The sequence below is a fragment of the Enterobacter sp. C3_dUdeg genome, assembly GCF_057536195.1.
The window spans coordinates 51,311-74,806 of the sequence record NZ_BAAKFX010000008.1 but is presented as its reverse complement, the minus strand read 5'-3'; the positions used below and the strand labels follow the sequence as shown (position 1 = coordinate 74,806).

20 protein-coding genes are annotated in these 23,496 nt (G+C 55.7%); 11 read left to right on the top strand and 9 right to left on the bottom strand.

Annotated features, from left to right (window positions below; translation table 11 throughout):
* Positions 1–148: 148 nt before the first annotated feature.
* The gene (locus AC27FC_RS17010; protein WP_196355155.1) at positions 149–2,179 is read right to left on the bottom strand and encodes an alpha-amylase; all 2,031 of its coding nucleotides are present in this window, start codon (positions 2,177–2,179) and stop codon (positions 149–151) included.
* A 314-nt stretch (positions 2,180–2,493) separates the two neighbouring features.
* Here AC27FC_RS17010 and AC27FC_RS17005 point away from each other — a divergent pair, with 314 nt between their 5' ends.
* Entirely contained in the window at positions 2,494–3,318 is an 825-nt protein-coding gene (locus AC27FC_RS17005; protein ID WP_032661838.1) for a protein bax, read from the top strand.
* 39 nt (positions 3,319–3,357) lie between these two features.
* On the opposite strand, the gene xylR is transcribed toward AC27FC_RS17005, so the two are convergent.
* From xylR to xylF, 4 genes are all read right to left on the bottom strand, one after another.
* On the bottom strand, positions 3,358–4,536 hold the full coding sequence (gene xylR / locus AC27FC_RS17000; RefSeq protein ID WP_033147012.1) for a D-xylose utilization transcriptional activator XylR: 1,179 nt from the start codon (positions 4,534–4,536) through the stop codon (positions 3,358–3,360).
* A gap of 33 nt (positions 4,537–4,569) precedes the next feature.
* Positions 4,570–5,751 (bottom strand): xylose ABC transporter permease XylH, encoded by a 1,182-nt coding sequence (gene xylH / locus AC27FC_RS16995; protein ID WP_033147011.1) that lies wholly within the window; start codon positions 5,749–5,751, stop codon positions 4,570–4,572.
* Positions 5,729–7,270 carry a xylose ABC transporter ATP-binding protein gene (locus AC27FC_RS16990; protein ID WP_039261158.1) on the bottom strand — a complete coding sequence of 514 codons (1,542 nt, stop codon included), beginning with the start codon at positions 7,268–7,270 and terminating at the stop codon, positions 5,729–5,731. The genes xylH and AC27FC_RS16990 overlap by 23 nt, the downstream gene beginning before the upstream one ends.
* 72 nt (positions 7,271–7,342) lie before the next feature.
* Entirely contained in the window at positions 7,343–8,335 is a 993-nt protein-coding gene (xylF, locus tag AC27FC_RS16985; RefSeq protein ID WP_232960296.1) for a D-xylose ABC transporter substrate-binding protein, read from the bottom strand.
* Between the two features lie 371 nt (positions 8,336–8,706).
* Between xylF and xylA the strand changes: the two genes are divergently transcribed.
* From xylA to AC27FC_RS16965, 4 genes are all read left to right on the top strand, one after another.
* On the top strand, positions 8,707–10,029 hold the full coding sequence (xylA, locus tag AC27FC_RS16980) for a xylose isomerase (RefSeq protein WP_087823749.1): 1,323 nt from the start codon (positions 8,707–8,709) through the stop codon (positions 10,027–10,029).
* Positions 10,030–10,101: 72 nt separating this feature from the next.
* Positions 10,102–11,556 carry a xylulokinase gene (gene xylB / locus AC27FC_RS16975; protein WP_196355157.1) on the top strand — a complete coding sequence of 485 codons (1,455 nt, stop codon included), beginning with the start codon at positions 10,102–10,104 and terminating at the stop codon, positions 11,554–11,556.
* A gap of 103 nt (positions 11,557–11,659) precedes the next feature.
* Positions 11,660–12,199 carry an isochorismatase family protein gene (locus AC27FC_RS16970; protein ID WP_094935101.1) on the top strand — a complete coding sequence of 180 codons (540 nt, stop codon included), beginning with the start codon at positions 11,660–11,662 and terminating at the stop codon, positions 12,197–12,199.
* Positions 12,199–13,119: a GlxA family transcriptional regulator gene (locus AC27FC_RS16965; protein WP_196355158.1), complete on the top strand. Its 921-nt coding sequence runs from the start codon at positions 12,199–12,201 to the stop codon at positions 13,117–13,119. The genes AC27FC_RS16970 and AC27FC_RS16965 overlap by 1 nt, the downstream gene beginning before the upstream one ends.
* On the opposite strand, the gene AC27FC_RS16960 is transcribed toward AC27FC_RS16965, so the two are convergent.
* The gene (locus AC27FC_RS16960; RefSeq protein ID WP_196355159.1) at positions 13,112–14,107 is read right to left on the bottom strand and encodes an acyltransferase; all 996 of its coding nucleotides are present in this window, start codon (positions 14,105–14,107) and stop codon (positions 13,112–13,114) included. The two genes, AC27FC_RS16965 and AC27FC_RS16960, sit on opposite strands and share 8 nt — an antisense overlap.
* 183 nt (positions 14,108–14,290) lie before the next feature.
* Here AC27FC_RS16960 and AC27FC_RS16955 point away from each other — a divergent pair, with 183 nt between their 5' ends.
* The 3 genes from AC27FC_RS16955 (at position 14,291) to glyS (ending at position 17,748) form a co-directional block, all read left to right on the top strand.
* A complete protein-coding gene (locus tag AC27FC_RS16955) occupies positions 14,291–14,596 on the top strand; it encodes a YsaB family lipoprotein (RefSeq protein ID WP_033147005.1) in 306 nt (101 codons plus the stop codon).
* Positions 14,597–14,757: 161 nt separating this feature from the next.
* Positions 14,758–15,669, top strand: a complete 912-nt coding sequence (gene glyQ / locus AC27FC_RS16950) for a glycine--tRNA ligase subunit alpha (RefSeq protein WP_003860141.1) — start codon at positions 14,758–14,760, stop codon at positions 15,667–15,669.
* Between the two features lie 9 nt (positions 15,670–15,678).
* A complete protein-coding gene (gene glyS / locus AC27FC_RS16945) occupies positions 15,679–17,748 on the top strand; it encodes a glycine--tRNA ligase subunit beta (RefSeq protein ID WP_039261172.1) in 2,070 nt (689 codons plus the stop codon).
* Between the two features lie 92 nt (positions 17,749–17,840).
* Here glyS and AC27FC_RS16940 read toward each other — a convergent pair whose 3' ends face one another.
* Complete coding sequence (locus AC27FC_RS16940) at positions 17,841–18,278, bottom strand: hypothetical protein (protein WP_087823727.1); 438 nt, start codon at positions 18,276–18,278, stop codon at positions 17,841–17,843.
* 718 nt (positions 18,279–18,996) lie between these two features.
* Between AC27FC_RS16940 and AC27FC_RS16935 the strand changes: the two genes are divergently transcribed.
* Positions 18,997–20,616, top strand: coding sequence for an ABC-F family ATP-binding cassette domain-containing protein (locus AC27FC_RS16935; RefSeq protein WP_167819041.1), 1,620 nt, complete (start codon positions 18,997–18,999; stop codon positions 20,614–20,616).
* 39 nt (positions 20,617–20,655) lie between these two features.
* Here AC27FC_RS16935 and AC27FC_RS16930 read toward each other — a convergent pair whose 3' ends face one another.
* Positions 20,656–20,943, bottom strand: coding sequence for an HTH-type transcriptional regulator (locus AC27FC_RS16930; RefSeq protein ID WP_029740975.1), 288 nt, complete (start codon positions 20,941–20,943; stop codon positions 20,656–20,658).
* A gap of 331 nt (positions 20,944–21,274) precedes the next feature.
* Between AC27FC_RS16930 and AC27FC_RS16925 the strand changes: the two genes are divergently transcribed.
* Together AC27FC_RS16925 and cspE are read left to right on the top strand one after the other, a co-directional pair.
* On the top strand, positions 21,275–21,985 hold the full coding sequence (locus tag AC27FC_RS16925; protein WP_023309949.1) for a DUF3053 domain-containing protein: 711 nt from the start codon (positions 21,275–21,277) through the stop codon (positions 21,983–21,985).
* A gap of 247 nt (positions 21,986–22,232) precedes the next feature.
* Positions 22,233–22,445 (top strand): transcription antiterminator/RNA stability regulator CspE, encoded by a 213-nt coding sequence (cspE, locus tag AC27FC_RS16920; protein WP_003860775.1) that lies wholly within the window; start codon positions 22,233–22,235, stop codon positions 22,443–22,445.
* Between the two features lie 58 nt (positions 22,446–22,503).
* On the opposite strand, the gene ghrB is transcribed toward cspE, so the two are convergent.
* A complete protein-coding gene (gene ghrB, locus AC27FC_RS16915) occupies positions 22,504–23,478 on the bottom strand; it encodes a glyoxylate/hydroxypyruvate reductase GhrB (protein ID WP_167819042.1) in 975 nt (324 codons plus the stop codon).
* Between the last annotated feature and the right edge of the window lie 18 nt (positions 23,479–23,496).

Here is a 23,496-nt window from a genome sequence, read left to right as displayed (position 1 = left end):
AACGCTAGCACCGTGCTGGTGCAAATCGGGTGATGTGGTCGGATTTGTTGTTTTATAGGGCGGAAGTGTATTTGTGTAGTGAATAGTTCTGGTGGGTTTCCCCTCACCCTAACCCTCTCCCACAGGGAGAGGGAACTGGAGTGTGCCGTTATTGATTACCTGCCCATACCACCATCACCTTATCGCCCTTGTGCTCGCGCACGAAGCCATACCCCTCGTTCAGCGACAGCGTGGTTTGTTTGCCTTCACCAATCGCCGGATGGCGGGCGCGGAACTGACCCAGCGTTTGCCAGTGGGCGACGGTTAGGGCCTGCTTGCCCGTGACGTCCTGCCAGTTCATATCTGACCGGGTGCCCTGTAATGGATCAGAACCCGTCGGACCGAACGGACGCTCGGATTCATCACCGTAATAGATTTGTACGCTGCCGGGTGCCAGCAGAAGCAGCTCCGCCGCGCGCTGGCCCCCTTCGCGGAACAGACGCGTATCGTGTGATGAGAGATAGCTCAGCACGTTGAAGCTTTGCAGCTTTTCCGCCATCTGCTGCCAGGTGAGATCCATATCGGCCAGACAATCCACCGCTTTTGCCGCCTGCTCCTGATAGTCAAAGTTGATCATCGCATCAAAACCGTGGCGGTAATAATCGCTTTGCATCACCCCGTGGCCCCAGGATTCCCCGGTCATCCAGAACGGTGCGTTGTCGAGCTTTTTGTCCGGGTTCGCCCCTTTCCAGGCGGCCAGCGCCTGACTTGCCTGGTCTTTCAGCTGTTGCCAGGCCGCAAGCTCAACGTGTTTCGCCGTATCCACCCGGAAACCGTCGATGCCGTAGTCACGTACCCACTGGCTGAGCCAGTGGGTCAGATAATCTCGCGGGGTATATCCCGGGATGGCCTTCGCGTGGGTGTCGGGCTTGTGTTGGTAAAAGTTTGGCAATCCGGAAGGCGTCATGGATTCCGTTTTCAAATCCGGCAGAAATGCCAGCGACATGGTCAAATCGTCGAAGCCGGGGTTGTCGTAATCGCCGATGTCCGTGCGGATCCACTTTTTACCCCACCATTTTTCCCATGCGGCTTTGTCGCTGAAGTTGATGTAGTCGTTAAAGCTGTGCCAGCTTTGGCCCGCGCCCGGCTTCCAGTCCGTCCAGCGTTCTCCCAGCGTCTTTTTCAGCTCATCACCCTGAAGGTACAGGGCACCAAACTGAAATTCCTGCATGTCTGCCAGCGTGGCATAGCCAACGTGGTTCATGACGATATCAAACAGAACGCGGATCCCGCGCTTGTGCGCTTCGTCGACAAGATGGCGTAAATCATCTTCGGTTCCCATGTTGGCGTCGAGCTTCGTCCAGTCCTGGGTGTAGTAGCCGTGATAGGCGTAATGCGGGAAATCCCCTTTTGTGCCACCGCCTACCCAGCCGTGGATCTGCTCAAGCGGGGAGCTTATCCAGAGCGCATTCACTCCCAGCCGCTGTAAATAATCGAGCTTGCCGGCAAGTCCTCTGAGATCCCCGCCGTGGAAGGTGCCAATCTCCTGCATACCGTCTTTATGACGACCGTAGCTGTTGTCGTTGCCCGGGTCACCATTCACATAACGGTCGGTCAGCACAAAATAGACGGTGGCGTTTTGCCAGCTAAACGGCGCAGGCTTGTCGGTTTCGGCGCGCTCAAGCAGCAGCAGGCCGTTACTGTGGGCGGCTGGCTGCAGGGTGATTTTTCCATTCTGCACCGTCGCCGTCTGTTTACTGTAGTAGTCGCGCACGACGGAGCCTTCCGGGAAGGTACTGCTGACGTCCAGCGTCAGCGGTTTACCGTCCCACTTCGGACACTGGCGGATGACGTTTGCAACCGGCTGTTCTGCGGCACTCTGAATCGTCAGCAGCAGGGTGGGCGTGCCGGAGCGGGTATCAATCCGTATCTGGTAGTCACCGTCGCGGAAAAGACGCCACTGCGGCGGTGTGCCGTCACAGGGCTTAAGCGACAGCATCTCATTGAGTTTTATCGCGTCCGCAGGCTGCCAGCACGTCTTGTCAAAACTCAGCGTCAGAGGACGCGTACCCTTCGCAAGCTTTGCCTGGCTGGTGAAGATCCCGGTGCCTTCGGCACTAAATGCGCTAAACCCCGGCGATGACCAGTCGGCATGAGCCAGTGCGGGTAACATCAGAAAGGCTAATGCGGTACGTTTCATTCCTTTTTCCTGTCGCGGCATTTTTGACCAGTGTGCCATCAGGCGAGGGGCAAAAACTCATCCCCTGTCGCTTTCTGCCGGGAGGAAGCGTGAGGATGAGTGATCTTGCGCAAAATTAGGCAGTTATCTGCGATAGCGCACACAGTTTTTGTGGAATGATGTTTTTATGAGCAAGTTTCAGGTGACATAGTTTCAGAATTGGACTATTTCTATACGTGCTCTTGAAGTCTATTTTTGATATGATTTGAGATTCCGCTCTCAAATTTGTGAAAAAAATAAGGTGTTGGGATGATTACATCCGACCAGGAGACCTAATGATATCGACTCCCATTCGACGATATGGGGCTGCGATACTCATGTTACTCACCACGGCATTTTCGGGTGAGGTGCTTGCGAAGACGCACACGGATACAACGAGTAAGAAAGCCCACGTAATAAAGACGACAAGTAGTAAGGTTAGCAGTAAACAAGAGTATTCTCGCAATAGTGCAAAGAGTAGTTCACTTCCTGATTTGCGAAAATACCCTTCCGGAACACCAAGGAAAAAAGCGTTTCTCCGGACGGTAATGCCTTACATCACGAGTCAAAATGCCGCGATTACTGCGGATCGTAACTGGCTGATTTCCAAGCAGTACGATAGCCGCTGGTCGCCGTCAGAGCGCGCGCGTCTGAAAGATATCACGAAGCGCTACAAGCTGAGCTGGAACGGTAACACGCGTCGTGTGCCGTGGAATGCTCTCCTTGAGCGTGTGGATATCATCCCGGGCAGCATGGTTGCGACCATGGCTGCTGCCGAAAGCGGCTGGGGTACTTCTAAGCTTGCGCGTAGCAACAACAACCTTTTCGGCATGAAATGTGTGAAAGGTCGTTGTAATAATGCACCTGGCAAGGTGAAAGGCTATTCGCAATTTGAATCTGTGAAAGATTCCGTCAGCGCCTACGTGGTGAATCTGAACACGCACCCGGCCTACTCATCGTTCCGTAAATCACGCGCTCAGCTGCGTAAAGCGGACCAGGAAGTGACGGCCAGTACGATGATCCACAAGCTGAAAGGTTATTCGACAAAGGGACAGAGCTATAACAACTATCTGTTCGCCATGTACCAGGATAACCAGCGCTTAATTGCCGCCCATATGTAATCTCGAAAAAACGCCTTCCACTGGAAGGCGTTTTCTTTTCTATATCAACACCTCGCTGTGGCGATCCCGATACTCCTTCGGCGTGGTGTCATACTCCTTGCGAAACACGGAATAGAAATATTGCAGAGACGGGTAACCGCACATCTGCGATATTTCGTTGATCGACAGCGACGTGGAAATGAGCAGGCTGCGTGCTTTCTCCAGCTTTTCAGCATGGATGACGGCATGAATGGTTTCGCCCACCTCTTCTTTAAAACGCTTCTCCAGATTCGAACGCGAAATGCCCACCGAATCCAGCACCTGATCGACCTTTATCCCTTTGCAGGCGTGGTTGCGAATGTAGTGCATGGCCTGAATGACGGCCGGGTCGCTTAAGGAGCGATAATCGGTTGAGCGACGTTCCACGACACGGACAGGAGGCACAAGCAAACGCTGAAGCGGCAGAGGTTCTTTATCGAGCAGACGATGCAGCAGCTTCGCCGCCTGATAGCCCATCTGACGCGTGCCCTGTGCAACGGAGGAGAGCGCCACGCGAGACAGATAGCGGGTCAGTTCTTCGTTATCAATGCCAATCACGCACAGCTTTTCGGGCACCGGAATGTGTAAATGTTCGCAGACCTGCAGCACGTGCCGCGCGCGAGCGTCCGTCACGGCGATAATACCGGTTTGCGGCGGCAGCGTTTGCAGCCAGTCCGCCAGGCGGTTTTGCGCGTGCTGCCAGTTTTCCGGCGCGGTCTCCAGCCCCTGGTACACCACGCCGCGATACTTCTCCTGCGCGACCAGCTGGCAAAACGCGTGTTCTCGCTCAACGGCCCAGCGCTTGCCGCTGGTGGCCGGTAACCCATAAAACGCGAAGCGATGGACGCCTTTCTCTTTTAAATGAAGAAAGGCGGCCTCGACCAGTGCATGGTTATCGGTGGCAATATAGTGGACCGGCGGATAGTGTTCGGGCGAATGGTAGGAGCCGCCGACGCCCACAATCGGGACGTCGACGTCGGTCAGCAGCTGCTCAATGATGGGATCGTCATAGTCGGCGATGACGCCATCGCCCAGCCAGTCTTTAATGTTCTCCAGACGGGTGCGAAAATCTTCTTCAATAAAAATATCCCATTCAGATTGCGACGCCTGCAAATATTCACCAACACCTTCCACCACCTGACGGTCGTAGGCTTTATTGGCATTGAATAACAACGTAATGCGGTGACGCTTTTCAAACATGGCTCACTTCCCAATTAAGTCACAATACGGTTATCAGGCCCGTCGCTTGGTGGCCGAGTCCATCCAGACTGCCAGTAAAAGAATGGCCCCCTTGACGATATACTGCCAAAACGTCGGGACGTCCATCATACTCATCCCGTTATCCAACGACGCCATGATAAATGCCCCCATGACCGCGCCCGCCACGCTCCCGATACCCCCTGCGAGGCTGGTACCGCCAATGACGCAGGCGGCGATAGCATCCAGCTCGGCGATGTTACCGGCGGAGGGCGAGCCGGCGCCCAGACGCGAGCTGAGGATCAACCCGGCGATAGCGACCATCAGGCCGTTAATGGCGAAAACTGCCAGCTTTGTACGTTCGACATTGATACCTGAGAGGCGGGCAGCTTCAAGGTTGCCGCCTATGGCATAAATACGGCGGCCAAACGCGGTGCGCGTCGCCATAAACATACCGGCCAGAAGTAAAAGCGCCAGCAGCAGGACGGGGGTCGGAACGCCGCGATAGTCGTTTAAAAGCCAGATGGCGCCCAGCACAATAACCGCCGTGAGCGCCTGACGCCCCACTACCGACGTTGACGCTGGAGAAGCCAGCCCCAGCGCCTGACGGCGCATGCGTCCACGCCACTGCCACGCGACAAACCCCAGCAACCCCACCACACCGAGGGTAAAGCCCACGGTATCCGAGAGGTAACTCTGGCCAATCTGCGACATGGCTGCACTGGTCGGGGAGACGGTGGTGCCGTTAGTGATGCCGATTAAGATCCCGCGAAAGGCCAGCATCCCCGCCAGGGTGACAATGAACGATGGCACCTTACGGTAGGCAACCCACCAGCCGTTCCAGGCTCCCAGTACCAGACCCAGCACCAGCGTGACCGCCACGGTCAGCGGCAGCGGCCAGCCGAGCCAGACGTCAAAAATCGCCGCCACGCCGCCGAGGAGACCCATCATCGACCCGACCGACAGGTCGATCTCCGCGGAGATAATCACGAACACCATGCCCACCGCCAGAATGCCGGTGATGGCGGTCTGGCGGAGCAGGTTGGAGACGTTACGTGCGCTTAAGTACGAGCCATCGGTCATCCAGGTAAAGAAGAGCATGATGACGATAATGGCCGCGATCATCACGAAAACCTGCAGGTTAAGCGCTTTTAAGCCCGCGAACGCACCGGGCGTCGGAACAGCGACTTTGATATCAGACGGATTGCTTTTCGACATGACGTTCGCTCCTTAAAGCGGCTTCCATCACCTGCTCCTGCGTCAGGTTCTGGTTAATCAGGTTGGCTTTCAGTTTTCCCTCGTGCATGACCAGCACACGGTCGCTCAGTCCGAGCACTTCGGGTAATTCAGACGAAATGACAATGACGGCAATCCCTTGCTGTACAAGCTGATTAATCAGTTTGTAGATTTCATATTTGGCACCGATATCAATCCCGCGCGTTGGCTCATCAAGAATTAATATGCGTGGATTGAGAAGCAGGCAGCGCGCCAGAATCGCCTTCTGCTGGTTTCCCCCGCTCAGACGGCCAATAGCCAGTTCCGGCGAGGAGGTTTTGACCTTCAGCCGGGCAAGCGACTGGAGGATGCACTGCTGCTCGGCGGCGTCGTCCAGGCTGCTCAGCGCGCCGGAGAACCGATCGAGTGCCGCAAGCGTAATGTTTTTACCCACCGCCATCACCGGTACGATGCCGTCTTTCTTACGATCTTCCGGCACCATGGCAATGCCGTGGGCAATCGCCTGCTGGCAGTTGTCGATTTTCACCGGCTGGCCGTCGATATAAACCGTGCCCTCCCAGCGCCCCGGCCACACGCCAAACAGGCACTGTACGGCTTCGGTGCGCCCGGCACCGACGAGGCCGGCAATCCCAAGAATTTCACCGCTGTGAAGAGAAAACGAGACGTTATTGACGCGCTTGATGTGGCGGTTAACGGGGTGCCACGCGGTCAAGTTTTCCACGCGCAGCACTTCATCACCCTTAGCGTGAGGCTCATTCGGGTAGAGCGCCGTCAGCTCGCGGCCCACCATCATGGTGATGATGTCATCTTCACTCATCCCCGCGGCTTCACGCGTGCCGATGTGCTGCCCGTCGCGGATCACGCAGATGGTGTCCGAAATGGCTTTGACCTCGTTCAGCTTGTGCGAAATGTAGATACAGGCGATGCCGTGGTTTTGCAGATCGCGGATGATGTTGAGAAGAACCGCGGTTTCCTGTTCGGTGAGCGAGGCCGTTGGCTCATCAAGGATCAGCAGCCTGACCTGTTTATTTAGCGCCTTCGCTATTTCGACCAGCTGCTGTTGACCCAGGCCCAGATCCCCCACGCGGGTATCCGGTGAAATGTTGAGGCTCACCTGCGCCAGCAGCTTTTCGCAGCGGAGCGTCATGGTGTCGTAATCCAGCACGCCGCGGTGGGAAATTTCGGCACCGAGAAAGATGTTCTCCAGCACGGTGAGATGCTTCACCAGCGCCAGCTCCTGGTGGATGATGGCGATGCCTTTGCGTTCGGTATCGCGGATGTGTGTCGCCTGAATCACTTCACCGGCAAAGACGATTTCGCCTTCGTAGCTGCCGTGTGGGTAGATCCCGCACAGCACTTTCATCAGCGTCGACTTGCCCGAGCCGTTCTCGCCGCACAGTGAAACCACTTCGCCGGGGTTCAACCGGAGGCTGACGTTGTCGACGGCTTTCACCGTGCCGAAGCGCTTGGTGATGCTTTTCATTTCAAGTAAATAGGGCATAACCGCTCCACATAACCCGAGGGAAGAACAGTACAACGTGATGCGCCCCCGCAGAGCAGGGGCCGCGCCGGATTACAGTTCGCTCTTCTTGTGGAAACCGTCTTTAACCACGGTGGCGTCAATGTTCTCTTTATTGACTTCAATCGGCGTGAGCAGGCGAGCCGGAACGTCTTTCAGGCCGTTATTCAGCGTTGCGTCTGCTTTAGGTTGTTTGCCATTGCCCAGCTCCACGGCGATTTCCGCCGCCGTATTGGCCAGCTGGGTAATCGGTTTGTAGACCGTCATGGTTTGGGTGCCTGCGATAATGCGTTTTACGCCAGCGAGATCGGCATCCTGTCCTGAAATGGCGACTTTTCCGGCCAGCCCCTGTGCGCTCAGGGCCTGGATAGCACCGCCTGCAGTGGCATCGTTGGAGGCCACAACCGCATCAATTTTGTTGTTGTTGGCCGTCAGCGCGTTTTCCATAATTTTCAGCGCGTTTTCTGGCAGCCAGCCGTCGGCCCACTGATCGCCAACCACTTTAATTTTCCCGTTGTCGATGTACGGTTTAAGGACTTTCATTTGCCCTTCGCGGAACAGTTTGGCGTTGTTATCTACCGGAGAGCCGCCCATCAGGAAATAATTGCCCTGAGGCACTTTGTCGATCAGGCTTTGCGCCTGTAATTCCCCGACTTTTTCATTGTCGAACGAAATATAATAATCAATATCCGCATTATTAATCATGCGGTCATAGGCCAGGACTTTTATGCCTTCGTGTTTGGCTTCTTTCACCACGTTACTTAATACCTGGCCGTTATAGGGGATAATGACCAGAACATCGACGCCACGGTTGATCATATTCTCGATCTGCGACATTTGTGTTTCTTCGTTGCCGTTAGCCGACTGAACAAACACGCTGGCGCCGAGAGATTCTGCTTTCTTCACAAAAATATCGCGATCTTTTTGCCAGCGTTCCAGGCGCAGGTCGTCAATCGCCATGCCAATTTTGACCTCTTTGGCATGTCCTGCAAAGCTTGCAAGGATAAGCGTAGTGCAGAGCGTTAGAGTCAGGTTCTTTATCTTCATAATTATTAGGCCTTTTTGTAGGGGTATGTGTTGCTGAGATAAAAGAAACATTCACTACTGAGACGCAGCAAATTTTTAACGCGGAAAGGCGGGCTGGCAATTACAGATTTTTATCTTCTCATTATGATATTTGGTTTATTTCTAAATTTATGACCGCGATCGGATTTTAAAATACGTAACGTCTTAATTACATTTGATTCTGGAATACGCGCCGAAAAATAGTTTGTCTGCGCATTATTTTGCGAGCCAGCGCACAGTTGTGCATTCTCTCAATAGCAGTGTGAAATAACGTAATTGAGCAACCCAAAATGTCTATTCACTATTACTCCTGTATCAACGACTCGCCGCATACCCTGATTATGGAGCTCAATATGCAAGCTTATTTCGACCAACTCGATCGTGTTCGTTACGAAGGCCCAAAAACGACCAATCCTTTAGCATTTCGTCACTACAACCCGGATGAGCTGGTGCTGGGTAAGCGCATGGAAGATCATCTGCGCTTTGCCGCCTGTTACTGGCATACCTTCTGCTGGAACGGCGCCGATATGTTCGGCGTGGGTTCCTTTGACCGCCCGTGGCAGCAGCCGGGTGAGGCCATTGAGCTGGCAAAGCGCAAAGCCGATGTCGCATTTGAGTTCTTCCACAAGCTGAACGTACCGTACTACTGCTTCCATGACGTGGACGTGTCGCCGGAAGGCGCGTCGCTGAAAGAGTATCTGAACAATTTTGCGCAGATGGTGGATGTACTGGCGGCGAAACAGCAGCAAAGCGGCGTGAAGCTGCTCTGGGGCACGGCAAACTGCTTCACCAACCCGCGCTACGGTGCGGGCGCGGCAACCAATCCGGATCCGGAAGTGTTTAGCTGGGCAGCCACGCAGGTGGTGACGGCAATGAACGCTACGCATCAGTTGGGTGGCGAGAACTATGTCCTGTGGGGTGGCCGTGAAGGTTATGAAACGCTGCTGAACACCGACCTGCGTCAGGAGCGCGAGCAGATTGGCCGCTTTATGCAGATGGTTGTCGACCATAAGCACAAAATCGGCTTCCGCGGCACGCTGCTGATTGAGCCGAAACCGCAGGAACCGACCAAGCATCAGTATGACTACGACGTGGCGACGGTTTATGGCTTCCTGAAGCAGTTCGGTCTGGAAAAAGAGATCAAAGTGAACATTGAAGCCAACCACGCCACGCTGGCGGGCCACTCTTTCCATCACGAGATCGCGTCTGCCATTGCGCTGGGCATTTTTGGCTCTGTCGATGCGAACCGTGGCGATGCACAGCTGGGCTGGGACACCGATCAGTTCCCGAACAGCGTGGAAGAGAATGCGCTGGTGATGTACGAAATCGTCAAAGCGGGCGGTTTCACCACCGGCGGCCTGAACTTTGACGCCAAGGTGCGTCGTCAGAGCACCGACAAATACGATCTGTTCTACGGCCACATTGGCGCGATGGACACCATGGCGCTGGCGCTGAAAGTGGCGGCTCGTATGATTGAAGACGGCGAGCTGGATAAACGCGTAGCGAAGCGTTACAGCGGCTGGAACAGTGAGCTGGGCCAGCAAATCTTGAAAGGTCAGTTATCGCTGGCGGAAATTGCGAAGTACGCTGAACAACAGCAGCTGGCGCCGCAGCACCAGAGCGGGCACCAGGAACTGCTGGAAAATCTCGTAAACCACTATCTGTTTGATAAGTGATTGAGCTGAAGATGCACGTAGGCCCGGTAAGCGTTAGCGCCACCGGGCATTTCTGTTAAAGGAGTCACCGTAATGTATATCGGGATCGATCTTGGCACATCGGGTGTGAAAGCCATCCTGTTGAGCGAGCAGGGCGACGTGTTAGCAACGCAGACGGAAACGCTGCAGGTTTCACGTCCGCATCCGCTGTGGTCAGAACAGGATCCGGAGCAGTGGTGGCAGGCGACGGATCGCGCAATGAAAGCCTTAGGTGAGCAGCACAGCCTTCGTGACGTGAAAGCGCTGGGAATTGCCGGACAAATGCACGGCGCTACGCTGCTCGACAGCCAGCATCGCGTGCTGCGTCCAGCGATCCTCTGGAACGATGGCCGCTGTGCGGAAGAGTGCGCGCTTCTTGAGGAACGCGTGCCCAATTCCCGGGAGATTACCGGCAACCTGATGATGCCCGGCTTTACTGCGCCCAAATTGCTGTGGGTGCAGCGCCACGAACCGGAGATTTTCCGTCAGGTGGCGAAAGTCCTGCTGCCGAAAGACTATCTGCGTTTTCGCATAACGGGCGATTTCGCCAGCGACATGTCCGATGCCGCGGGCACCATGTGGCTCGACGTGGCGAAGCGCGACTGGAGCGAGGCGATGCTGGATGCATGCTATCTGACCCGGGAACATATGCCAGCGCTGTACGAAGGCTGTGAGGTGACAGGCGCGCTGCTGCCAGCCGTTGCTGAACGCTGGAATATGCCTGCCGTACCGGTGGTGGCCGGGGGCGGCGATAACGCGGCGGGCGCTGTCGGTGTCGGCATGGTTGAGGCGGGGCAGGCGATGCTGTCGCTGGGAACGTCCGGCGTCTATTTTGCCGTCAGCGACGGGTATCGCAGTAATCCTGAAAGCGCTGTGCACAGTTTCTGTCATGCCCTTCCCGGGAAATGGCATTTGATGTCGGTGATGCTCAGCGCGGCATCCTGCCTGGCCTGGGCGGCAAAACTCACCGGCATGGCCGACGTTCCGGCGCTCATTTCCGCAGCCCAGCAGGCGGATGACGCTGCGGGTACCGTCTGGTTTTTACCGTATCTTTCCGGCGAGCGTACGCCGCACAACAACCCGGAAGCGAAAGGGGTGTTCTTTGGCTTAACCCATCAACATGGCCCGGCAGAACTGGCGCGTGCGGTTCTGGAAGGCGTGGGCTATGCGCTGGCCGACGGGATGGACGTGGTGCACGACTGCGGCCTGAAACCGACGAGCGTCACCCTGATTGGCGGCGGTGCGCGAAGCCCTTACTGGCGACAGATGCTGTCTGATATCAGCGGGTTGCAGCTGGATTTCCGCACCGGGGGGGACGTCGGGCCCGCGCTCGGTGCCGCGCGTCTGGCGCAGATAGCCATTCATCCGGAACAACCGCTTTCGCAACTGTTGCCGCAGCTTACGCTTGAACAGGCGCATTTGCCTGACGCGGCGCGCCATGCGCGGTACGCGGAGAGGCGCGACGTGTTCCGCAAAATCTACCAACAGCTGCTGCCGCTGATGTCGTAAATACGCTTGTCCGGGAGAGGCACGAGGATGTCCTTTTTTGGTCTGTGCGTGCCTTCATTTCCTTGCCAGTATGGTGTCACACCCACTGGCGAGGAGAACCATCATGTCACGCATTGCATTAATCAACATCGATACTCAGCAGTCATTCCATCACCGCAATTACTGGCAGGAGGACGAAATTCCTGCCTTTCAGCAGGCGATGCTGGGGCTGATTGAAGGCTGTCAGGCGCACAATATTCCGGTCGTTGATATTTTTCACGTGGATGAAGACGGTCCTTTCACCCTCGAAAGCGGCTATGTCAAACCGATGGCCTTTTTACGTCATCAGCCGGATGTGGTTTTCCAGAAACACGTCCATAATGCCTTCACGGATACCGGGCTTGACCGCTGGCTGCGCGAGCGTGATATCAACCAGCTGATTATCTGCGGCATTCGCACTGAACAATGTTGTGAAACCACCGCCCGGGTGGCATCCGATCTGGGTTATGCTGTGACCTTTGTTAGTGAGGCAACGCTGACGTTTCCCATGACGTACAAGGGGATAACCCTTAGCGCAGCGGAAATTCGCCATCGTACCGAGACGGTACTTTCCGGGCGTTTTGCCGAGATTAAAACGGTAGCGGAGACGCTGGAGTCACTGTAATGCGCATCGACGTCTGGTTCGTGATGTTGCCCGGGGTGCTGTCATTAGACATGACCGGCCCGGCAGAAACCTTTGTGCTGGCAGGAGACGCGTTTCGCCTGCATTACATTGGCCCGCAGCCTGACGTTCAGACGTCGATTGGCCTGACGATGAGCGGCATTCAGCCGCTGCCGGAGCGTCTGCCGGAAGGTAGTCTGCTGGTGCTGCCGGGTGTGAGCGACTCCCGCAGTCAGTTCTCAACGCCACAGGCGCAGCAGATCCAGCACTGGCTGATGCGCCTGCAGCCGCAGATCCAGCGCCAGGAAATCACCGTGTTGTGCGTCTGTTCAGGGGCCTTACTGGCGGCGAAATCGGACCTGCTGAACAACCGACAGTGCACGACCCATCATGACGTTATTAGCCGTTTACGCACCGCGGCCCCCACGGCGACGATTAAAGAAAACCGCATATTTGTGCAGGATGAGAATATCTGGACCAGCGCGGGGATCACGTCAGGCATCGACCTGGCGCTGCACATGATTAACCGCCTGTGCGGCCCCGAAAAGGCGCTGACCGTGGCGCGTGAGATGGTGGTCTGGTTCCGCCGTTCCGGTGACGATCCCCAGCTCTCTCCGTGGCTACGCTATCGCAATCATCTTCACCCGGCGATTCATCGGGCGCAGGATGCGCTCACCGCCGACCCGCAAAAAACGTGGAGCTTGCCTGACATTGCCGCACTGGCGCACGTCAGCCCGCGTCATCTCACCCGGCTTTTTCAGTCACATTTAGGGATTAGCGTTCGCGATTATCTGGAACAGCTGCGTCTGGCGGTGGCGGAGCAGTGGCTGATACAGGGGCGCGGCGTTGAGCAGGCTTCACTGGCGGCAGGGTTTTCCTCCCCGCGCCAGTACCATCGCGCCCGGCAGCGAAGCATTAGCTGACGAAGCGGCGAACGTCTATTTTTTGCAGCAGCATCGACAGCAGCAGGCTGATCGCCAGCGTGGCGGCAAAAATCCAGACGATATCCAGCACCGGCCAGCTTTTTAGCTCAACGCCTCTCGTGCGCAGCGCGTGGATCACCAGCGCGTGAAAACCGTAAATCCCGAGAGAGTGCCGCGAGATAATACTCAGCACGGGAAGGGCGCGCGCGTTCAGGGTATTTTTGGCAAGCGTGAGCAGCGAAACGGCACAGATAAAGACCATCGGCCCGCAATAGAGATACCAGGTATCGGCAAAATTGCCGCGCCACTGCAATTCGTGCAGCGTCCCGCGTGAAATCACTGCCACGCCAGCGATAAACAGCGCCCCGCAGAGCCAGTTCAGCCCGCGTTTTTGCGTGTCCATCATCCCGATGGCGCGCCCCAGCATGCCGTAAAGCACGTAGTAAAAAGTATCGCCGTTGATATAGAGATTGACCGGCAGCCACTCAAATCCGTCGATTTTCTGTGAGAGCGTATTCGGGTTGGCGACAATGCCGATAACCACCATCAGGGCCAGCAGCATTTTACCGCTGACGTTTTTTACCTGGATGAGCGGGGAGACCAGATAGATAACGATAATGGCGAAGAAGAACCACAGGTGATAGAACACCGGTTTTTGCAGCACGTATTTCAGCGATAGCCCGGCGTTAATGGAGGTGAACAGCGTGATATAGAGCAGGGCAACGGCGCTGTAGAACCCCAGGCAGGCCGCGATGCGGATGAAGTGCCGCGGCTGCGCGCTACGCTCGCCAAAAAAGAGAAAGCCGGAAATCATAAAGAACAGCGGCACGCTGACGCGTGACGCAGAGTTGAGAATATTGGCGATATCCCAGTTAACGGGGCTGATGCTGTGGGCATTCGTGACGTACCAGGTCGTCGTGTGGATCATGACCACCATCAGACACGCTATTCCTCGCAGGTTATCAATCCAGTTAATTTTTGACTGCATCAGTTCCTCGTATTCCCTGTAAATTGAGTGTGACTGCCATTGTCCAAAAGTCTTCGCTTGGAAAATTCTGAGTTTTATTCAGCAGGCTTGTAGGGAGGCCGCGAGATTCGCAGAATGCCGGACCGTAATCTATAAAAGCTTTGATACTAAAAATAACAGCCACTGACCAGGGCGGTAATAAAAATGATGATGAAGCGTGTGGCATCACTCTTTCTGCTGTTGAGCCTGGCGGGATGCAGCGCGCCGCAAGAAGCACCTGTGCAGAAAGCGCAGCAGGGTAAAATGAGCCCGGAACGTTCACTGAATATGGAAGCGCTCTGTAAAGATCGGGCCGCTCGCCGCTATAACTCGGATGTACAGAAAATTGATGTCACCGGGTTTGAGCGTTTTCAGGGAAGCTATGAGCTGCGGGGACATACGTCGCGCAAAGAGGGCTTTGTCTGCTCGTTTGATGCGGACGGTCAGTTTTTACATCTCTCCATGCGCTAGCCTGCTCGTATAATCAACAGCCAGACGCCGTCAGCGTTCTGGCCGGAAGGCTTATTTCCCCAATTTTCCCTAAACAACCCCGTTTCGTACTGTATATCTTGCAGCCAGCGGGTATACTGGTCCCTTCCCTTTAAAACCACACGTATCCAGCACGAAATACTATGCAAAAGTTTGATACCAAGACCTTCCAGGGCCTGATCCTGACCTTACAGGATTACTGGGCTCGTCAGGGCTGTACCATTGTTCAACCTTTGGACATGGAAGTCGGCGCCGGCACTTCACACCCGATGACCAGCCTGCGCGCGTTGGGGCCAGAGCCAATGGCGACCGCGTATGTGCAGCCTTCCCGTCGTCCGACCGATGGTCGTTACGGTGAGAACCCGAACCGTCTGCAGCATTACTATCAGTTCCAGGTGGTGATTAAGCCATCACCAGACAACATTCAGGAACTGTACCTCGGGTCGCTGAAAGAGCTGGGTATGGATCCAACCATTCACGACATTCGTTTCGTGGAAGATAACTGGGAAAACCCAACGCTGGGTGCCTGGGGTCTGGGTTGGGAAGTGTGGCTGAACGGCATGGAAGTGACCCAGTTCACTTACTTCCAGCAGGTGGGGGGTCTGGAATGTAAGCCGATCACCGGTGAAATCACCTACGGTCTGGAACGTCTGGCGATGTACATTCAGGGTGTAGACAGCGTTTACGACCTGGTCTGGAGCGACGGCCCGCTGGGTAAAACCACCTACGGCGACGTGTTCCATCAGAACGAAGTGGAGCAATCCACCTATAACTTCGAATACGCGGACGTGGACTTCCTGTTCACCTGCTTCGAGCAGTATGAGAAAGAAGCGCAGCAGCTGCTGGCGCTGGAAACTCCGCTGCCGCTGCCTGCCTACGAGCGTATTCTGAAGGCCGCCCACAGCTTCAACCTGCTGGACGCCCGCAAAGCCATCTCCGTGACTGAACGTCAGCGCTACATTCTGCGTATTCGTACCCTGACCAAAGCCGTTGCAGAAGCTTACTACGCGTCCCGTGAAGCCCTTGGCTTCCCGATGTGCAACCGAAACAAATAAGAGGCGGCCATGTCTGAGAAAACTTTCCTGGTGGAAATCGGCACCGAAGAGCTGCCACCAAAAGCCCTGCGCAGCCTGGCTGAATCTTTCGCTGCGAACGTGACCGCCGAGCTGGATAACGCTGGCCTGGCACACGGTAAAATTGAGTGGTTTGCTGCACCGCGCCGTCTGGCGCTGAAAGTGGCAAATCTGGCGGCGTCTCAGCCGGATCGCGAAGTCGAAAAACGTGGCCCGGCGATTGCCCAGGCGTTTGACGCGGAAGGCAAGCCGAGCAAAGCGGCTGAAGGCTGGGCGCGCGGTTGCGGCATCACCGTTGATCAGGCCGAGCGTCTGACCACGGATAAAGGCGAGTGGCTGCTGTATCGTGCGCATGTGAAAGGTGAAAGCGCGGAAGCGCTGCTGCCGGACATGATTGCGACTTCTCTGGCGAAGCTGCCGATTCCTAAGCTGATGCGCTGGGGCGCGTCTGACGTGCACTTCGTGCGTCCGGTTCACACCGTGACCCTGCTGCTGGGCGATACCGTTATCCCGGCGACCATTTTGGGCGTGGCGTCCGATCGCGTGATCCGCGGCCACCGCTTTATGGGCGAGCCAGAGTTCACCATCGACAATGCCGACCAGTATCCGCAGATCCTGCTGGAGCGCGGTAAGGTCATTGCCGACTACGAGCAGCGTAAAGCCAAAATCAAAGCGGACGCGGAAGACGCGGCGCGCAAGATTGGCGGTAACGCAGACCTGAGCGACAGCCTGCTGGAAGAAGTCACCTCTCTGGTTGAATGGCCAGTTGTGCTGACGGCGAAGTTCGAAGAGAAATTCCTGGCCGTTCCGGCTGAAGCGCTGGTATACACCATGAAGGGTGACCAGAAGTACTTCCCGGTCTATGCCAACGACGGCAAGCTGCTGCCAAACTTCATCTTCGTGGCGAACATCGAATCGAAAGATCCGATCCAGATTATCTCCGGTAACGAGAAAGTGGTGCGTCCACGTCTGGCAGATGCGGAGTTCTTCTTCAATACCGACCGTAAAAAGCGTCTGGAAGATCATCTCCCGCGCCTGCAGACCGTGCTGTTCCAGCAGCAGCTGGGTACGCTGCGCGACAAGACCGACCGCATTGCGGAGCTGTCCGGCTGGATTGCCCGTGAAATCGGTGCAGACGTCAACCACGCGACGCGTGCAGGCCTGCTGTCCAAGTGCGACCTGATGACTAACATGGTGTTCGAATTTACCGACACCCAGGGCGTGATGGGCATGCACTACGCGCGTCACGATGGCGAAGCGGAAGACGTGGCCGTCGCCCTGAACGAGCAGTATCAGCCGCGCTTTGCGGGTGACGAACTGCCGTCCAACCCGGTTGCATGTGCCGTCGCAATTGCCGATAAGATGGACACCCTGGCGGGTATCTTTGGTATCGGTCAGCATCCGAAAGGCGACAAAGATCCGTTTGCGCTGCGTCGTGCCGCGCTGGGCGTGCTGCGTATCATCGTTGAGAAGAACCTGAACCTCGATCTGCAGACCCTGACCGAAGAAGCGGTGCGTCTGTACGGCGACAAGCTGACTAACGCGAACGTTGTGGATGATGTGATCGACTTTATGCTCGGTCGTTTCCGCGCGTGGTATCAGGACGAAGGCTACACCGTTGACACTATTCAGGCGGTGCTGGCGCGTCGTCCGACCCGTCCGGCTGATTTCGATGCGCGTATGAAGGCGGTTTCCCACTTCCGTACCCTGGAAGCGGCATCTGCCCTGGCCGCGGCCAACAAGCGCGTATCCAACATTCTGGCGAAATCCGACGAGACGCTGAACGAGCGCGTGAACGCCGCAACCCTGAAAGAGCCGGAAGAGATCGCTCTGGCGATGCAGGTTGTGGTGCTGCGCGACAAGCTCGAGCCGTACTTCGCGGAAGGTCGCTACCAGGAAGCGCTGGTGGAGCTGGCCGAGCTGCGTGACGTGATCGACGCCTTCTTCGAGAAAGTGATGGTGAACGTAGAAGATAAAGAACTGCGTATTAACCGTCTCTCCATGCTCGAGAAACTTCGCGAGCTGTTCCTGCGCGTAGCGGATATTTCGCTGCTGCAGTGATGTGCCGTTGTTACACATGCTAAAAACCCGCTTCGGCGGGTTTTTTTATGGGGCTTTTCTGAGCAGGATAAGCGGAGCGTCATCCGGCAGGTTTAGCCGATCGCGATTGTGCCTTCGTCCGTCTGCAGCCAGCGCGGTGCCTTCAGCTTATCGGCAAAGTAGCTGACCAGTTCGCACAGCAAATCTTCCATCACGATTTCAGATTGTCGCGGCAGTGAGCCGTTCATCAGCATCTGCGTTATCTCCTGACAGTAGCGCCCCAGCTGATCGCATTCGGGTTCGAAAGCCGGAACGCATGACGGGAGTTCCTTCACGGTCAGGCTGGCTTTTAAAGCGTCCGGAACAGGATCCAGAAGCGTGGGTTGCAGAAGATTCAGACAGGCATAAAGTCTGCCGTAAAGGGCCATTTTTGGGGCGGGTTCTTCGCAATCGACCAGTGCGTCGGTAAAACGTTCGCAGTTATCCGCCAGTTCGGTGAAGTCGGTGGCGTGGTTGAAGGGCAGGGTGATTAAAGAGTTAATCAATGACATAAAATAACCTCAGTGAGTGGTATATCTTCCGCCACGGGAGGTTCCAGGCTCGCTGGTGGCGGAACCGAACAAGGTTGGAACGACTGGCCTCACTGACACCAGCGCGCTTTGCAGCGCCCCTGTCCGGCCCGCCATTGAGATGCAACAGGCCGTACGACACAGAGCCTGTGTCGCCAGTGAAGTGATTCAGGGTTCCAATCCCGGCACCTGATTTTGCAGGTGCGAAGAGAACTTACTGCTCATCAAAACAGGCGGCAACAGTTTTGAGCTATGTCGCTGAGGATATTACCATTTCTGGAAAGAGGCTCGCAAAATTACCGTAATGAGAAGCATACTGCGGGTAGAGGTTTTACAGCGACGCCATGGCGGTGGCGATTGAGCCGCCCTGGCACGTTCACAGGCCATGTCGTTACAGAGTAGCAAGGAACAACCCCCACAGCCGTATGTTCCCCTTCACCCCAGCCCTCTCCCTCAAGGGAGAGGGGGCCGTCTGTGCAGGCAATATTTGGTGGGGATCCCTCAGCCCAAAGGGGGAGGGAGTATAAGTCGATCAAAATTTAACCTTGAAACCGTCAACACATTACCGCTATCCTTAACGCGTTAACTTTCTCGCGCTGGAGCGCCCCCCAAAAATGAACAAACACGACTGATGAATTTCGATCCTTGCTAAACGCCACCGCGTCGGCAGGGGATGTTTTGATTTCATTCAGGAGTGCTTATGGCTCATTTTGCGCAGTCCCCTTCTTTTATTTTGCATCAGGTCACCTGTCAGTTTCCGACTGGCGATACCCTTTTTGGTCCGCTGAATCTCACGCTGGAACCCGCCCTGTGCGCGCTGGTTGGCCGCAACGGCAGCGGGAAAACGCGTCTGCTGCGTCTGCTGGCGGGGCTGGACGAACCGGCTTCCGGTCATATTGAACGCTTTGGCTCGCATGCCTGGGTGGCGCAGCAGCACGTCATTTCGCCGCAGACGACGCTTGCTGAACTGCTCGGGTATGACGCTATTTTTGCGGCGCGTAAGCGCATCGACAGCGGCAATTACCAGCCTGACGATCTGGACACGCTCGACGGCCGCTGGGATGTCGCCGAGCGTCTGAGCGAAGCGTTTATCAATGCGAATCTCCCGCCGTTTGACCCGGATAAACCCGCCGGTGAGCTCAGCGGCGGCGAGCGCATTTGCGCCCTGCTGTGCGGGGCGTTTACGGCTGAAGCCGATTTCATGCTGCTGGACGAGCCCACTAACCATCTGGACCGACAGGGCCGGGCGTGGTTCTACGACCAGCTCAGCCGTTTTCAGGGCGGCGTGCTGGTGGCTTCCCATGACCGTGAGTTGCTGGCCCAGGTGCCGCGTATCCTTGAACTGAGCGCCTCGGACCTGCGCAGCTACGGCGGGAATTATGCGGATTATCAAACCCAGCGCGATGCCGAACAGCAGGCGGCCCGCGCGTCGCTGGAACATGCTGCAACCGAGCGCAAACGCACTCGGGCACGCATGCAAAAAGAGCATGATGACAGCCAGCGGCGTTCGGCAAAGACATTGCGCACCGTTGATACCCTGAATATCGCGTCGTTCGAGCGGGTCAAATATAAAGGCGCGGCAAAGGAGCGGATCGGCTCCTGGAAAAAACAGCACAGCGAGCAAAATGAAGCCCTCAACGCCGCGGTAAAAAAGGCGCGTGAACGCGTTGAAGAAGATAACCCGGTAATGTTCACCCTGCCGGGGAGTCAGATCCCGGACGGGAAGCAGGTACTGGTGCTGGAGGATCTGGTGCTGCCGCATGTGCCTGTTCCTCCGCTCAACTTGCGGATGGACGGACCGATGCGCGTGGCGTTAAAGGGACCGAACGGCTGCGGAAAATCGACGCTGTTAAAAACCCTCCTCGGCGAGATAGCCCCCCGTTCGGGTACCTGTAAGGTTTCCGTCAGCTGCGCTTATCTCGACCAGCATCTTTCCCGGCTCGATCTTTCGCAGTCGGTCATGACGCATCTCAACCTGAGTCATACGCCTCTGGAAGAGGGGGTATTGCGAACCCGTCTGGCGCAGCTTCAACTGGGTGCCGACAAAGTGACGCTCCCGCTTGCGGAGCTGAGCGGCGGCGAGCGTCTTAAGGCCGCTCTGGCCTGCGTGCTGTGGCGCGCGGAGGCTACGCAGCTTCTGCTGCTGGATGAACCGACCAACCATCTGGATTTGGCCTCGGTCCAGGCCATTGAAGCGGCGCTGGCCGGTTTCCCTGGGGCTTTGCTGGTGGTATCACACGATGAGGCTTTTCTAAGAGGCTTAACGTTAACGCATGAATGGGTGTGGGAAGAGGCGGGCTGGCGTTGCGAGAGCCTTTAAAACACAAGCCCCCGCAAAGGCGGGGGCATTCAATCTTCACTACGCTATCTGTTTGCTGAGTGCAGGGTTGGCCTGAATCAGGCGCATCAGCCTTAACTCGGTTGGGGTGGGTTTCTCACGTTTTGACTCCCACTCCTGCACCATAGCCACGCTGACACCCATCGCTCTGGCGAATTCTTCTGTTTTCAGTCCTGTCCCTTTGCGCAATTGCTCATATTCTGTAAAGGGATTGGATTTTTGTTGCAGGGTAATCGCCTGCGGCACGTCTTTAAAAATGATCTGTTCCAGACTGCTCAGCAGTTCAAACTCAGGATCTTTATATTCCATTGAGGACTCCTCTTAAATCTCACATCGTGATCAAGAACATCAGAGAGCCAGTTAAGAATAGTCCCTAATACGAACTCAGGATCGTCACGGGTGTGATTAATCGTGCGGTAACTATCGCTTTACCCGATTCAGCGATATGGATAGTTATGCTAATTACCTGATTAGTCATATGTCGGCTTCGGCAGGTATTTTTTTGTAAATGGTAAGAAATAAATCGGCAATAGCCGTTTTGCATGAAAAGAGTATCTTGCAAGGCTGACCTGGACTATCCTTGTCAGCGTCGGGCACGCGTGTGCCGGTGTGCGCTTTTTTGGGTGAAAGGAGTAATAAAATGGCGACAGGAAAGTCCTGCTCTCGCTGGTTTGCGCCTATTGCGGCGTTGTTGATGGTTGTTAGCCTGAGTGGGTGTTTTGATAAAGAAGGCGATCAGCGCAAAGCGTTTATCGATTTTCTGCAGAATACAGTGATGCGCAGCGGCGAGCGGTTGCCGACGCTGACTGCGGATCAGAAAAAACAGTTTGGCCCCTTCGTGTCCGATTACGCCATTCTTTATGGTTATTCACAGCAGGTGAGCCAGGCGATGGATTCCGGTATCCGTCCGGTAGTGGATAGCGTGAACGCCATTCGCGTTCCGCAGGATTATATGACGCAGCGTGAACCGCTTCGCCAGTCCAACGGTGCGCTTGGCGTACTGAGCCAGCAGTTGCAGAATGCGAAAATGCAGGCTGACGCGTCACGTTCTGCGCTGAAGCAGGGTGACGATCTCAAACCTGTCTTCGACAAAGTGTATGAGAAAGTGGTGACGAAACCGTCTGAAGCGCTGCAACCGCTGATTCCGGCCGCGCAAATCTTCACGCAGCAGCTGGTTCAGGTGGGCGACTTTATTGCCCAGCAGGATACTCAGGTGAGCTTTGTTGCCAACGGCATTCAGTTCCCGACCTCGCAGCAGGCAAGCCAGTACAATACGCTGATTGGGCCGCTGGCCTCACAGCATCAGGCCTTTAGCCAGGCCTGGAGTGCCGCAGTCACGGCCACAGAATAAACCGAAAAAACCCCGCGCCTGGCGGGGTTTTTTTATGCTTATCGAAAATAACGCTTGTCATTCTTCTACCACATCGGTATAACTATCCCCGTCGGTTTGTTACACAGACCTAAAGCAGTTTAGTAAAGCAGTCCAGATTGTTATCCATAGATACCCTTCGTTGTGACCCTTCCTTCATCGCTTAAAAATCTGTAACGCAATCCATCAAGCCGGAAGGCTCAATATATTTGTTAATAAGGTAATTTCTATGTCTGCTAAAATGACTGGTCTGGTAAAATGGTTCAACGCTGATAAAGGTTTCGGCTTCATCACTCCTGACGATGGCTCTAAAGACGTGTTCGTACACTTCTCTGCTATCCAGAACGATGGCTACAAATCTCTGGATGAAGGTCAGAAAGTTTCCTTCACCATCGAAAGCGGCGCTAAAGGCCCAGCAGCTGGTAACGTTGTAAGCCTGTAAGCTTCCAACCCAGTAGCACAAAATTCAAAAACCCGCCTTCTGGCGGGTTTTTTCATTTCTATTGTTGCACCTGCGGGTTCACGCAGTTTATCTCCACCTTTCCGCTTAGGGCGGCGATAAGGTTATCGACCGCAGTGGCCGCCATGTTGTAGCGCGTCTCATGGGTGGCTGAGCCGATGTGGGGCAGGGCGACGACGTTTGGCATTGTCAGCAGCGGGGAGTCCACCGGCAGCGGCTCCTGTTCAAACACGTCCAGACCTGCGGCATGGATCTCACCGTTCTGCAGGGCTTCAATCAGCGCCTTCTCATCTACCACCGGGCCACGACCCGCGTTGATGAAAATGGCGGATTTCTTCATTTTTTCAAATGCGGATTTGCCAATCAGATGACGCGTTTCGTCCGTCAGCGGCAGAACCAGACAAACAAAATCGGCTTCCTGCAGCAGAGTATCCAGCTCGCAGTAACGGGCGTTGAAGCGTTCTTCGGCTTCACCGTGATGGCGACGCGCGTTATACAGAATCGGCATGTTAAAACCAAAATGCGCGCGCTGCGCCAGTGCCAGCCCAATGCGCCCCATGCCAACAATGCCCAGCGTTTTGCCGTTAACGTCCACGCCGAACCAGTCCGGTCCAATGCTTTTTGTCCATTCGCCCGCTTTCACGCGCTCGGCCACTTCCACCACGCGACGGGCCGTGGTGAGTACCAGCGCCATCAGCGTATCGGCCACGGTTTCCGTCAGGGCATGGGGGGTGTGCATCAGCAGGATCTTGCGGGCGTTCAGGGCATCCACATCGAAATTGTCGTAACCCACGGAAACGGTAGAGGTAGCACGAAGCTTCGGCATTTTCTCCAGCAGGGCGACATCCACTTTCTCGCTTGAACCCAGCAGGCCTTCGGCGCTGGCGAACGCTTCGGCGTGCTGCGCCACGGTTTCCGGGCTCAGGTTCTTCACCAGCGTGACGGTGAAGTGTTCTTCAAGGCGTTTCTGCAGATCTTCCGGCAGTGCTTTGTACAAAATGACGGACGGCTTCATGCTAATCTCCGTTGATTT

Excerpts from the sequence above, each read along its gene's own strand:
- AC27FC_RS17010 (WP_196355155.1), bottom strand. The coding sequence starts at position 2,179 with ATGAAACGTACCGCATTAGCCTTTCTGATGTTACCCGCACTGGCTCAT.
- AC27FC_RS17005 (WP_032661838.1), top strand. The coding sequence starts at position 2,494 with ATGATATCGACTCCCATTCGACGATATGGGGCTGCGATACTCATGTTA.
- xylR (WP_033147012.1), bottom strand. The coding sequence starts at position 4,536 with ATGTTTGAAAAGCGTCACCGCATTACGTTGTTATTCAATGCCAATAAA.
- xylH (WP_033147011.1), bottom strand. The coding sequence starts at position 5,751 with ATGTCGAAAAGCAATCCGTCTGATATCAAAGTCGCTGTTCCGACGCCC.
- AC27FC_RS16990 (WP_039261158.1), bottom strand. The coding sequence starts at position 7,270 with ATGCCCTATTTACTTGAAATGAAAAGCATCACCAAGCGCTTCGGCACG.
- xylF (WP_232960296.1), bottom strand. The coding sequence starts at position 8,335 with ATGAAGATAAAGAACCTGACTCTAACGCTCTGCACTACGCTTATCCTT.
- xylA (WP_087823749.1), top strand. The coding sequence starts at position 8,707 with ATGCAAGCTTATTTCGACCAACTCGATCGTGTTCGTTACGAAGGCCCA.
- xylB (WP_196355157.1), top strand. The coding sequence starts at position 10,102 with ATGTATATCGGGATCGATCTTGGCACATCGGGTGTGAAAGCCATCCTG.
- AC27FC_RS16970 (WP_094935101.1), top strand. The coding sequence starts at position 11,660 with ATGTCACGCATTGCATTAATCAACATCGATACTCAGCAGTCATTCCAT.
- AC27FC_RS16965 (WP_196355158.1), top strand. The coding sequence starts at position 12,199 with ATGCGCATCGACGTCTGGTTCGTGATGTTGCCCGGGGTGCTGTCATTA.
- AC27FC_RS16960 (WP_196355159.1), bottom strand. The coding sequence starts at position 14,107 with ATGCAGTCAAAAATTAACTGGATTGATAACCTGCGAGGAATAGCGTGT.
- AC27FC_RS16955 (WP_033147005.1), top strand. The coding sequence starts at position 14,291 with ATGATGATGAAGCGTGTGGCATCACTCTTTCTGCTGTTGAGCCTGGCG.
- glyQ (WP_003860141.1), top strand. The coding sequence starts at position 14,758 with ATGCAAAAGTTTGATACCAAGACCTTCCAGGGCCTGATCCTGACCTTA.
- glyS (WP_039261172.1), top strand. The coding sequence starts at position 15,679 with ATGTCTGAGAAAACTTTCCTGGTGGAAATCGGCACCGAAGAGCTGCCA.
- AC27FC_RS16940 (WP_087823727.1), bottom strand. The coding sequence starts at position 18,278 with ATGTCATTGATTAACTCTTTAATCACCCTGCCCTTCAACCACGCCACC.
- AC27FC_RS16935 (WP_167819041.1), top strand. The coding sequence starts at position 18,997 with ATGGCTCATTTTGCGCAGTCCCCTTCTTTTATTTTGCATCAGGTCACC.
- AC27FC_RS16930 (WP_029740975.1), bottom strand. The coding sequence starts at position 20,943 with ATGGAATATAAAGATCCTGAGTTTGAACTGCTGAGCAGTCTGGAACAG.
- AC27FC_RS16925 (WP_023309949.1), top strand. The coding sequence starts at position 21,275 with ATGGCGACAGGAAAGTCCTGCTCTCGCTGGTTTGCGCCTATTGCGGCG.
- cspE (WP_003860775.1), top strand. The coding sequence starts at position 22,233 with ATGTCTGCTAAAATGACTGGTCTGGTAAAATGGTTCAACGCTGATAAA.
- ghrB (WP_167819042.1), bottom strand. The coding sequence starts at position 23,478 with ATGAAGCCGTCCGTCATTTTGTACAAAGCACTGCCGGAAGATCTGCAG.